The sequence below is a fragment of the Psychrobacter sp. DD43 genome (genome assembly GCF_904846555.1).
Taxonomy (GTDB): Bacteria; Pseudomonadota; Gammaproteobacteria; order Pseudomonadales; family Moraxellaceae; genus Psychrobacter; species Psychrobacter cryohalolentis.
The window spans coordinates 185,971-197,701 of sequence record NZ_CAJHBE010000005.1 but is presented as its reverse complement, the minus strand read 5'-3'; the positions used below and the strand labels follow the sequence as shown (position 1 = coordinate 197,701).

At 43.4% G+C, this 11,731-nt stretch carries 9 protein-coding genes; 6 read left to right on the top strand and 3 right to left on the bottom strand.

Translation table 11 applies throughout. The features are described from left to right. Positions 1-250: 250 nt before the first annotated feature. From JMX89_RS04590 to JMX89_RS04565, 6 genes are all read left to right on the top strand, one after another. Positions 251-1,471: an iron-containing alcohol dehydrogenase gene (locus JMX89_RS04590; RefSeq protein ID WP_181210209.1), complete on the top strand. Its 1,221-nt coding sequence runs from the start codon at positions 251-253 to the stop codon at positions 1,469-1,471. Between the two features lie 112 nt (positions 1,472-1,583). Beyond that, on the top strand, positions 1,584-2,633 hold the full coding sequence (locus JMX89_RS04585) for an NADP-dependent oxidoreductase (RefSeq protein WP_181210210.1): 1,050 nt from the start codon (positions 1,584-1,586) through the stop codon (positions 2,631-2,633). A gap of 166 nt (positions 2,634-2,799) precedes the next feature. After that, positions 2,800-3,477: a type 1 glutamine amidotransferase domain-containing protein gene (locus JMX89_RS04580; RefSeq protein ID WP_011513350.1), complete on the top strand. Its 678-nt coding sequence runs from the start codon at positions 2,800-2,802 to the stop codon at positions 3,475-3,477. Between the two features lie 33 nt (positions 3,478-3,510). Then, positions 3,511-4,146 (top strand): glutathione S-transferase family protein, encoded by a 636-nt coding sequence (locus tag JMX89_RS04575; protein ID WP_011513349.1) that lies wholly within the window; start codon positions 3,511-3,513, stop codon positions 4,144-4,146. A 295-nt stretch (positions 4,147-4,441) separates the two neighbouring features. Further along, positions 4,442-6,058 (top strand): MFS transporter, encoded by a 1,617-nt coding sequence (locus JMX89_RS04570; protein ID WP_201531621.1) that lies wholly within the window; start codon positions 4,442-4,444, stop codon positions 6,056-6,058. A 101-nt stretch (positions 6,059-6,159) separates the two neighbouring features. Further along, a complete protein-coding gene (locus JMX89_RS04565) occupies positions 6,160-7,551 on the top strand; it encodes an HlyD family secretion protein (protein ID WP_201531619.1) in 1,392 nt (463 codons plus the stop codon). Between the two features lie 120 nt (positions 7,552-7,671). Here the strand turns inward: JMX89_RS04565 and pdxH are convergent, their stop codons facing one another. From pdxH to guaB, 3 genes are all read right to left on the bottom strand, one after another. Then, positions 7,672-8,322 carry a pyridoxamine 5'-phosphate oxidase gene (pdxH, locus tag JMX89_RS04560; RefSeq protein WP_181210213.1) on the bottom strand — a complete coding sequence of 217 codons (651 nt, stop codon included), beginning with the start codon at positions 8,320-8,322 and terminating at the stop codon, positions 7,672-7,674. A gap of 46 nt (positions 8,323-8,368) precedes the next feature. Beyond that, the gene (glmM, locus tag JMX89_RS04555) at positions 8,369-9,736 is read right to left on the bottom strand and encodes a phosphoglucosamine mutase (RefSeq protein WP_181210214.1); all 1,368 of its coding nucleotides are present in this window, start codon (positions 9,734-9,736) and stop codon (positions 8,369-8,371) included. 245 nt (positions 9,737-9,981) lie between these two features. Further along, on the bottom strand, positions 9,982-11,454 hold the full coding sequence (gene guaB / locus JMX89_RS04550; RefSeq protein WP_011280629.1) for an IMP dehydrogenase: 1,473 nt from the start codon (positions 11,452-11,454) through the stop codon (positions 9,982-9,984). Positions 11,455-11,731 lie beyond the last annotated feature (277 nt).

The following is an 11,731-nucleotide window of genomic DNA, read 5'->3' as shown; positions in this document are numbered from 1 at the left end:
ATGGCGTTGATTCCTTGCAAATATAGACAGTATATAGCTTTAGGACCTATCCCAGCATGAAAAATGTCCATTACACCGATTAACTTAATATCGGCTGAAATGCCTATACGATAGTTTTGTAACTATTTACTATAATTACTAGACGACCGGTCTAATTAATATATAATGCGGACAGATGCAAATAAGTTGCAGACTTTATTTTCAGTTTTTAAATCTCTTTTTCATACTCAGAAAACATATTAGGAATCTTATGAATAACTTTCAATATTATAATCCCGTCCGTATCGTCTTTGGTGAAGGTCAAATCGAGAAGTTGGCTGAGCTTGTACCAACAGATGCCCGCGTACTGATTACCTATGGTGGCAGTTCAGCACAGCGTACAGGTACGTTAGATGAAGTTAAAACGGCATTAGCTGCCAGTGGCAATCGCGAAATATTCGAGTTTGGTGGTATTGAAGCCAATCCAGAATTTACTACCTTGCTAAAAGCAGCTGATATGGTCAATGAGCACAATATTGACTTCTTATTAGCCGTTGGTGGTGGCTCTGTACTTGACGGCAGTAAGTTTGTCGCACTGGTATCTTCATTGACTGAAGAAGACGGTACGGTATCGAGAGATAAAGCATGGGATGCGCTCACCAGTTATTGCAGAGATATCGATTCAGCAGTTGATTTGGGCGCAGTATTAACTATTCCAGCGACTGGCTCTGAGATGAATTCAGGCGGCGTGATTAACTATAGTGAACGCCAAGCAAAACTGCCGTTTGGTAATCCACTTGCCTTCCCTAAATTTTCAATTTTAGATCCAACCAAAACCATGACTTTACCTGAACGCCAAGTAATGAATGGTGTGGCTGATGCCTTTGTTCATGTGATGGAACAGTACCTGACCTACCCGGTCAATGCGAAAGTTCAAGATGCCTTTGCTGAGAGCTTATTAAAGATTCTGATTGAAGAAGGCGCAGCGGTAAAAGCTGATCCAGAGAATTTAGAGACCCGCAAAAACATCATGTGGACGGCAACTATGGCGCTAAATGGTCTGATCGGTACTGGTGTACCGCAAGATTGGACGACGCATATGATTGGTCATGAGTTGACCTCATTGCACGCGATTGACCATGCTCGCACGCTAACCATCGTATTACCATCAGTCATGCGAGAGCTTAAAGACAGTAAAAAAGACAAATTGCTTCAATATGCACGTAATGTTTGGAATATTACAGCTGACGATAATGGTACTGAATTAAATGATGACGCCATCATTGAAGCGGCTATCAAACAGACTGAAAACTTCTTCCGCGAGCTTGGACTGCCGGTCAGCTTAGCAGATGTTGAGTTAGATGCTGCTGCCATTGATCCTATTATCAAGCAATTAGAAGTGCATGGTATGGTGAAATTGGGTGAGCATGGCAAAAACGACTTGGCAGTATCACGTCGTATTCTAGAGCGTGCCATTACTAGCAACGCTTAACTCTCTGAGTAATTATCTATAGTTATATTGTCGTTATAGAAACCACTAGCCTGTCACTTCAGAGTGGCGGGTAACTTTAAAATCAAAAATAAATAAAATAAGGCGCTTTATCATGAGCTTTAATGAACAACAAAATCCACAACAAAATCGTCAAATCAAACTTGCCAGCCGCCCACATGGCGCACCAACTGCCGATAATTTTGAATTGGCTACTGGCGAGATTCCAAAACCCAACCAAAGCGAGATGCTATTACGCACCGTATATTTATCGCTTGACCCTTATATGCGCGGACGTATGAGTGATGCCGCAAGCTACGCTGACCCATTAGAAATTGGCGATGTCATGCTAGGTGGAACGGTTGCCCAAGTCGTCGAGTCTAATATCGATACATTTGCAGTCGGTGATTTGGTAGTATCGAACTCGGGCTGGCAGGACTATAGCGTCAGCGATGGCGAAGGCGTACTAAAGCTCGATAAAAACATGGCAAACCCTTCTTATGGCTTGGGTGTGCTTGGTATGCCCGGCTTCACAGGCTACATGGGTTTGACTGATATCGGTAAACCAAAAAAAGGCGAAACCTTAGTCGTCGCGGCGGCAACGGGTCCTGTTGGCGCAACTGTTGGACAAGTCGGTAATCAGTTAGGCTTACGTACTGTTGGCGTTGCTGGCGGTGCTGAGAAGTGTGCTTACGCGGTTGAAGAATTAGGCTTTGATGTTTGTCTTGATCATAAAGCCGATGACTTTGCTGAACAACTAGCAATCGCCTGCCCAGATGGTATCGACATTTATTATGAAAATGTTGGTGGTAAAGTCTTTGATGGCGTATTGCCACTATTAAATGCCCACGCACGTATTCCAGTATGTGGCTTGGTATCACAGTATAACGCCACCGAATTGCCAGACGGTAAAGACCGTTTGGGTGTCCTGATGGGTAATATTCTAAGTAAACGTCTAACCATCAAAGGTTTTATTATCTTTGAAGAATACGGCGATCATTTCCCAGAATTCTTAGCTACGATGAGCAAATGGCTTGAATCAGGTGCTGTTAAAACCAAAGAGCATCAAGTTGATGGTTTAGCACAAGCCCCACAAGCTTTCTTTGATATGCTTGATGGTAAGAATTTTGGTAAGACAGTGATTAAAGTGGCTGACGTTAAATAGCTGATAGCTAACATAAAAAATCATGAAAATAACCAGTTAACAACATAACTTGTTAAGACAGCTACTGAAAGTCATTCTTAAAAGATGAATACTGTCAGCAGTCGGTTTTTTAGCGTTATTAGTTTTTGATAGCGTTAATAACTTTCAACAATAAACAGGGACAATTATGAATATTTTAATGGTACTAACTTCACACGATAAATTGGGCGATACTGGTAAGAAGACAGGTTTTTGGCTAGAAGAATTTGCCGCGCCTTACTATGCTTTTTTAGATGCCGGTGTCAATATCACAATTGCCTCTCCTGCAGGCGGTCAACCACCACTTGACCCAAGTAGTGACACGCCGGATGCTCAAACCAAAGATACCAAACGTTTTAAAGAAGATTCTGAAGCCCAAGAACGCCTAGCAACGACTAAAAAATTGGCAGATATGAAAGCGGAAGATTTTGATTCAGTATTCTATCCTGGTGGTCATGGTCCAATGTGGGATTTAGCCGTTGATAAAAACTCGATTGAATTAATTGAGACGTTTATCAAACAAGATAAGCCAGTTGCTTTTGTCTGCCATTCTCCTGCCGCGCTCAAAAACGTTAAAATCGATGGCGAGTATCTGGTCAAAGGCAAAACGGTCACAGGCTTTAGTAATACCGAAGAAGAAGCGGTTCAGCTCACTGACGTCGTGCCTTTCTTATTAGAAGATGTGCTAAAAGCCAATGGCGGAAACTATGAAAAAAGCTCTGATTGGGAATCGTTTGTGGTCGAAGATGGTTTGCTGATCACGGGTCAAAATCCGGCGTCGTCAGAAGAAGCCGCCAAGCGTTTAATGGCTAAAATACAGGCTTAATAGCATCAAATCCACTGCAAAAAGGCTAACTAAATGATTCGCTTACATCACCTCAATCAATCACGCTCATTACGGACGTTATGGCTTTTAGAAGAATTGGGACAACCTTATGAAATTATTAGCCACCAGCGTGATGCCAAAACGCATCTAGCACCAGATAGCCTAAAAGCGGTACATCCTCTTGGTAAGTCTCCGGTTATTGAGATGGATGGCGAGCTTTATGCAGAGTCAGGTGCGATTACTGAGCTGTTGATTGAGCGGTTTGCACCTGATAATCTTCGCCCTGCTATCGATAGCGCAGATTATGGTCATTACTTACAGTGGATTAACTTTGCTGAAAGCTCGCTGATGCTGCCGCTTTTGCTTGAATTATTTACCAATAAAGCAGGTGCTGGTGATAATGCATTTTTAAAAGGGTATATCGCTCAAGAAAAACACAGGCTACTGAGCTATCTAAATGACGAGGTGGCAGGCAAATCCTTTATCGTGGGTAACAAGCTAAGCGGTGCAGATTTTATGCTGTCGTTTGATTTGATTATGCTTCTCAAGCGTGAGGCGTTAGAGGATTATCCTCATATTAAAGAATACGCGCTACAACTGGCAAGCCTTGATAGCTATCAGCGCGCCATGCGTTTGGAAGCAAATTATGATATGACTACTCTGACATAAATCCCACGGTTAAGCGCGTAGATGCGAACGATAATCAAAAACTATGATAAAATAGCTCAAGCTTTTCTTGGGCTATTTTTTCTTATACAGCATTATTAAGTATTAAAGTTTTATATCTTTATGCTTTTATTGTTCTGTGACCTATTTTTTATAGCGCTTTAAATGAGTAAGCGCTAAGAATAAAACCGTATGATGATCGCCGACCACGCTTATTAGCGCTGATCAGACACCGCCTGATAACTGGGAGCGTTACCATGAATTTATATTATCCGTCGTTACCGATGATAGATAGCCCATGAGTACCGACTATCAGTTTAAACCTCATGAACAGCCGTTTATGCTGGGCTCTCCTGCCACACCCGATCATCCTACTTATCGAAAAGTATTTTACTTACTGATCGGTATTTTTATCGGTATTACTGCCAGTTTTCAAAACGGTCTGTTGGTCGCCAACCTCTCTCAAATTCAAGGTGAGATGGGCTTAACCCCTGTTGAGGGTGGCTGGATATCAGTCGCTTACAATATGACCAATGCCTGTATCACGGTACTGCTCTATAAAATTCGCCAACAGTTTGGTATGTCGTTATTTAGCAAAATCACCCTATTCTTTTTGCTCTCAGCGACCAGTATGCAGTGGTTAGTCAGTAGTCATCTATTGAGCTCAACCACCGGAATTAGCATTGATCCTTATTATTTAGAGCTGATTGCCCGTGGCTTTAGCGGCGTGGTCGCGAGTGCCATGACGGTATTGTCTATCTTTTATTGTTTGCAAGGCATGCCAGCAGCTCGGCGTATTAGTGGACTGATTTTGGGCTTTGGCTTGGTACAGTTTGGGGTGCCTTTATCTCGCATCATCTCGCCTTATCTTGCCGCCGATGGTCAACTTGAAGGCTTGTTTTTATTCCAAGTTGGCTTAGCTTTGATATGCTTTGGCTTAATTAACCTTCTTGAGCTGCCACGCGGTAATATGGAAAAAGTCTTTGAAAAGCTGGATATTGTCAGCTTTGTTTTTTTCGCGACTGGTCTTGCAGCATTGGCAGTGTTTTTGGTACAAGGGCGTATTTTATGGTGGACGACTCCTTGGCTCAGTTATCCACTGATTATTTCCGTCGTCACCATTTCTATTGCGCTGTGGATTGAAACCCATCGTAAAAACCCGATGCTACAAGTACGTTGGATGCGCAGCCGGACGATTATCGCCTTTATGATAACGGGCGCTGTGATGCGTATCTTGCTGTCGGAGCAAAGCGTTGGCGCGGCAGGGTTATTGGCTAACCTCGGTTATGGCAATGATCAGCTGATTGTGTTCTATGCCATTATTTTGGCGGCCAGTGCGCTGGCATTGGTGCTTAGTATTTTTACGACCAATGCGATGGACCTACGTCGACCGGTGATTTTTGCCGTGGCATTGATTGCGATTGGTGCATGGATAGATACGGGTGTGTCACTGAATTCTACACCTGTCATGTTTTATTTTAGCCAGTTTATCATTGCGTTTGCTGCCGTATATTTTATGGGACCGATGGTATTTGAAGGGATGTTTCGTGCCATTGCCAATGGTCCTGCCTATATTATTAGCTTCTCGGTGATTTTTGGTATTTCACAAACGGTTGGCGGTTTAGCAGGTGCGGCGGGAATTCAAGCCTTTACCACCATTCGCACGCAGATGCACTATGCAGATATGGTCAGCTCCATGAGTACCGGCGATCCGGCAACCATGCCTCAAATATTACAAGGGATTCAGCGCCAAGCGACCGTCGCCGCTTATGATGACTTATTCTTTTTAATGGCAGTCAGCGCGACGATTACCGCGATCTATTTATTAATGGTGTATTTCTATTATTTGTATCATAAGCGCAATCCTCTTGGTAAAGAGCTTGCCGCGTTAGCAGAAATGATGGGCAAAAAATAGCAGATTATGCAAATTCTATTGTGTATTCTATAGCGCCTATTCTCTCTTATTATTATTGTAACGTTATCTATTATGTTTATAAAATTCCTTAGGAGCGCGTCATGAACGAAGACAAACCCAAAAGCTTTGATGACGCAAGCACCCCTAACAAAACAGCTAAAACTGTTGAAAATGCTCAAGCTAGTGAATCATTATCAAATCAAGCGGTTGTGGATACACCATCACAGTCACACATGGCTTCCAATAATGACGCAAATACCAATATAGCAGCCATTCAACCTGAACCGACTATGTCTGCAACTCAGATTCAAACCGACCCTTCTGATGACTTACCTACGAATGCCAATGAGCCTATAAACGCCGCTGATACAAATAAAATAGACAGCACTGAGGCAGGCGATGGCAAAGATGATATACCGATGCCACCCACTGAATCTATTCCTGCGCCAGCAGGTTGGTCGCCCAAAAAGAAGTCATTTTTTAATTTAGCCTTACTGATTGCATTGATTGTTATTGGTGTGGCACTCATTCTCTATGCGTGGAAACTGCCACCTTTTACCCCAACCATGCAGCAAACCAATAATGCTTTCGTTAAAGGACAAACCACCATTATCAGTCCGCAAGTGTCAGGTTATGTGACAGAAGTAGCGGTAGAAGATTTTGCAAATGTTGTAGCTGGTGACTTATTGGTAAAAATAGATGATCGTACTTTTCAGCAGCAGCTCGAACAAGCGCAGGCGAATATCGATATTGCGTTAACCAATCGCTCTAGTAATGCGCAAGATACTGGCACCAGCCAAGCACAGATTCAGGCACGCGAGGCAGATGTTTATAGCGCCAAAGTGAGTGTCGACAGTGCCCGCGAGGACGTTAACCGTTATCAGGGCTTGATTGCCATTGGTGCAGTATCAAGTGCAGATGTTGCTCATGCTGAAGCTCAATTAGCAAAAGCACAAGCTGGTGTCCAACAAGCGGAAGCCAATTTACAAGTGGCAGTCGAGAGCAGCGAAAAAACGACTGCTAGCCGCTCTTCATTAGATGCCAATATCAAAAATGCTGAAGCCGCCGCAAAACAAGCACAGATTAATTTGGACAACACCATAATCCGTGCTCCTGAATCGGGACAACTGAGTCAGTTGACCGTTAAAACAGGACAATATGTCACTGCTGGTACGCAGCTTATGTATATCGTACCAAAAGGCGTATGGATTATTGCCAACTTTAAAGAGACGCAAGTGGCAAATATGACCATTGGTGAAGCTGCCACTATTCATGTGGATGCCTTAGGTGGCACACAATTTAGCGGACGGGTCAGCAATATATCACCCGCAACAGGCAGTGAATTCAGTGCTGGCGCTGCCAATCCTGCGACAGGTAACTATATTAAAATTGCTCAGCGTATTCCGGTACGCATCGACTTAGACTCTAACCAGCCAGACCTTGCCCGCCTACGCCCTGGTATGTCTGTGTCGGTAGATGTTGATACCAAATAGCTCCACTATAAAAGAAATGAAAAAAAGCCACTTTTTTTGCCATATGAATATGACAGGTAAAGTGGCTTTTTTATAGACATGAACTTCTTCTAAGACCATATCATGCGCTATTGATTACGTTTAAGGCAATAAGCGTTTGGTACTAAAGCTACCATCCGCCTCTTTATGATAGACAATACGGTCGTGCATTCGATTGGCGCGACCTTGCCAAAACTCAATCTCATTGACAGTAATCTCGTAACCACCCCAAAACTCAGGCGTTGGTACGGCTGCGCCTTCTGGATAGTCTGTTTTCAATTGCTCAAACGTCTGCTCCATCACTTCGCGATTAGCAACTTCACCGCTTTGTGGTTGGCTAACCCACGCGCCTACTTGGCTATCGTGAGGGCGTTTTTGAAAGTAAGCAGCAGATTTATCAGCATCAATTTTAGCAATACTGCCGCTGATACGAATCTGACGCTCAAGCTTGTGCCAAAAAAACAGCGCTTCTGTATTAGGATTTTCAGCGATATCTTGACCCTTGGCACTTTCGTAATTGGTATAAAAAACGATACCTTTATCTGTAATTTCACGTAATAGAACAATACGTACGCTAGGCTTAGTATCCTCACCACAAGTCGCTAAGCTCATCGCATACGGCTCTTGTACTTGCGCCTCTATTGCTTCATTCATCCAAACATTTAACAACTCAAACGGTGATGCTGGTATTGATTGTTGGTCTAGTTGACCTTTTTCATATGACAAACGCTGATCGCTAAAGTCCATACTCATGATTGTCCCTTATTTTGCTATTCTAGTATGTTTATATCAAAGACTATTAACCCAATATGGCTTTTATTTTATCTGCCAAATCATTCGCCATTACATCACATTCTATCTCATCATCTGACTCAACCATGACTCGAATCATAGGCTCTGTACCCGATTGGCGAATAAGCAAGCGACCGCGACCTTCTAAAGTAGCACGAGCTTTATCAAAAGCAACCACTAGCTTTTCATGCTCAAACGGATCTTGCATTTGAGGCAAGCGTACATTGACCAGTTTTTGTGGTAATACTTCAAAGCCTTCAGTTAAATCACTTAGTGCTTTGCCTCTTGCTTGCATGACTGCAAGTATCTGCAAACTTGCGATAATAGCGTCGCCAGTCCGGCTTTTATCCAAGCACAAGATATGACCTGACGGCTCACCGCCCAATATCCAACCGTTGGCCTCAAGCTCTTGCATCACATAACGATCGCCTACTTTTGCACGGGTAAATTCAATACCAGCGTCTTTTAATGCCAATTCTAAGCCCATGTTACTCATCAATGTCCCAACGACACCTTTGGCTTTAGTTTGACCTTGAGTAGCAAGTACATACAAGATACCATCGCCGTCAACCAAATTGCCGGCTTCATCGACCATCACAATACGGTCGCCATCACCATCTAAGGCAATGCCCACATCGGCTTCGTATTTTAGCACTGCTTCTTGCAAACCTTCAGGATGGGTTGAGCCACAATCAGCATTGATATTAATGCCGTCAGGCTTATTATTAATGGCGATGACATTGGCGCCCAGCTCACGCATGACACGAGGCGCCACGCTATAGCCTGCACCATTTGCACAGTCGACGACCACAGTCAGATGATCTAAGTCATATTGATAGGGAAAGCTGCCTTTACAAAATTCAATATAGCGACCTTTCGCATCATCGATACGATTATTTTTGCCCAATTGTGCCGGATCAAGAATAGGCATTACGGCATCGTTATTACCGTCGACCGCCATAATAGCGTCCAACTTATCATTGATAGCATTTTGCATTGCATCAGTTAATTTTTTGCCGTCGGCTGAGAAAAATTTGATGCCATTATCATAGTATGGATTGTGTGAGGCAGAAATGACTACGCCTGCATCGGCATTAAAGCTACGGGTCAAATGTGCGATAGCAGGTGTGGGCAATGGCCCTAACATATATACATCGACGCCAGCGGCGTTAAAGCCTGCTTGTAGTGCGCCTTCGATCACATAGCCTGACAACCGCGTGTCTTTACCAATCACAACACTTGGCTTACGCGGCGAATTTTGATTGTTTTCTATCAGCACCAATCCTGTGACATAGCCGAGCTTTAAGATAAAATCTGGCGTAATTGGCAGCTCACCAAATTTACCGCGAATACCATCAGTGCCAAAGTAGCTCATTATTATTGTTCCTTAAGTCTAAAAGTAAAAGCCTCGACGTGGAAGCAGGCTCAGTAGCTTCAATCATTCACTGTCATCAATGGTTTTGATAAGACAAACAGTTATGAATTATTAGAATAATCTATGATTGTATTTTACAAAAAAAACAGCCAACAATAACAAGGCATTGTTGGCTGTTTGTATCTTAACGTCGCTTGACACTGTACAGCTGCGAGTCATCGCATCCTATAGCGGCAAAGATATAATTAGTCGACTCGATAGTTAGGTGCTTCTTTGGTGATTTGCACATCATGCACATGCGATTCTTTCATACCCGCTGAGGTAACTTTGATGAACTGTGGTTTGCTGCGCATATCTTCAATCGTGGCACAGCCGGTATAACCCATAGATGAGCGCAAGCCACCTACCAATTGGTTGACGATACCAGCGACTGGACCTTTATAAGGTACACGACCTTCGATACCTTCTGGCACCAATTTTTCCACACCGTCTTTGGCATCTTGGAAGTAGCGATCTGATGAGCCGTTTTGACCTGACATCGCGCCCAAGCTACCCATACCGCGGTAAGCTTTATAATAGCGACCTTGGAACAACTCAACTTCACCTGGCGCTTCTTCTGTACCTGCCATAAGTGAGCCAACCATGATGCATGACGCACCAGCAGCAATGGCTTTTGCCATATCACCTGAATAGCGAATACCACCATCAGCAATCAATGGAATACTGTCTTGCAAAGCGCTTGCAACACTATCAATCGCCGAGATTTGCGGCACACCGATACCGGCAATAATACGTGTGGTACAGATAGATCCTGGACCAATACCAACTTTGACCGCATCTGCACCAGCATCACGTAAGGCTTTTGCAGCATCACCTGTCGCGATATTGCCGCCAATCACTTGTACATGCGGGAAATGTTTTTTAATCCAAGATACTTTATCAATAACGCCTTTTGAGTGACCATGCGCGGTATCAACAACGATGATATCGACGTCAGCCGCAATCAATGCTTCAACGCGTGCTTGAGTATCAGCGCCCGTACCAACTGCTGCGCCCACACGCAGGCGACCTTGCTCATCTTTACAAGCATTTGGATTGTTTTCAGCTTTAGCAAAGTCATTGACCGTAATCAGACCACGCAAACGGAAATCATCATTGATAACAATAACTTTTTCGATACGGTGCTCGTGTAGCAGTCTTTTGATGTTTTCGTTGCTCTCACCTTCTTTAACGGTGACGAGCTGCTCTTTCGGCGTCATGATATGGCTGACAGGCAATGATAGATTGGTTTCAAAGCGCCAGTCACGATGAGTCACGATACCGACTACTTTATCAGTACCCTTCTCAACCACTGGCACGCCTGAGATGTTATTGTCTTGGGTCAGTCTTAATAACTCACCGATGGTCATCTCTGGATGCACAGTAATAGGATCAACCACAGTACCAGCTTCGAATTTCTTGACGCGGCGCACTTGCATTGCCTGCTTATCGATATCCATGCTCTTATGCAAAATACCTAAACCACCAAGTTGTGCCATGGTAATGGCCATCTCAGACTCAGTGACTGTATCCATAGCAGCAGAAATTAGCGGTAAATTTAGCGTGATACTTTTTGTTAGGCGGGTCGTTAGATTAGCAGCTTTTGGCAATATTTCTGAATAAGCTGGCAATAATAAAACGTCATCAAAGGTTAAGGCTTCATCGACAATTCGCAACATACAGACCCCTATTAGTGGTTATTTTGATAGGTGGGCAATACAGTATCAAGAAAATCAACAGAAATTCTATCAAAATCATAAGGTTATAAACCCAGCAGAAAATAATAAAACCGTGGGGAACAAATACTAAATACAAACATTCGCTCGGCACATCATCAATTCATCATTGCTCACTAAATCATTGGCTCAGCAGACTGGCTAATACAGCGCCCTTTACCTGCCCCAAAATCTAACTATACAATGCTTAACAACTGAATTATCCCTTAAAAATAACGCC

Bases quoted from the DNA above. Each gene is read 5' to 3' on its own strand.
- JMX89_RS04590 (WP_181210209.1), top strand. From the start codon at position 251: ATGAATAACTTTCAATATTATAATCCCGTCCGTATCGTCTTTGGTGAA.
- JMX89_RS04585 (WP_181210210.1), top strand. From the start codon at position 1,584: ATGAGCTTTAATGAACAACAAAATCCACAACAAAATCGTCAAATCAAA.
- JMX89_RS04580 (WP_011513350.1), top strand. From the start codon at position 2,800: ATGAATATTTTAATGGTACTAACTTCACACGATAAATTGGGCGATACT.
- JMX89_RS04575 (WP_011513349.1), top strand. From the start codon at position 3,511: ATGATTCGCTTACATCACCTCAATCAATCACGCTCATTACGGACGTTA.
- JMX89_RS04570 (WP_201531621.1), top strand. From the start codon at position 4,442: ATGAGTACCGACTATCAGTTTAAACCTCATGAACAGCCGTTTATGCTG.
- JMX89_RS04565 (WP_201531619.1), top strand. From the start codon at position 6,160: ATGAACGAAGACAAACCCAAAAGCTTTGATGACGCAAGCACCCCTAAC.
- pdxH (WP_181210213.1), bottom strand. From the start codon at position 8,322: ATGAGTATGGACTTTAGCGATCAGCGTTTGTCATATGAAAAAGGTCAA.
- glmM (WP_181210214.1), bottom strand. From the start codon at position 9,736: ATGAGCTACTTTGGCACTGATGGTATTCGCGGTAAATTTGGTGAGCTG.
- guaB (WP_011280629.1), bottom strand. From the start codon at position 11,454: ATGTTGCGAATTGTCGATGAAGCCTTAACCTTTGATGACGTTTTATTA.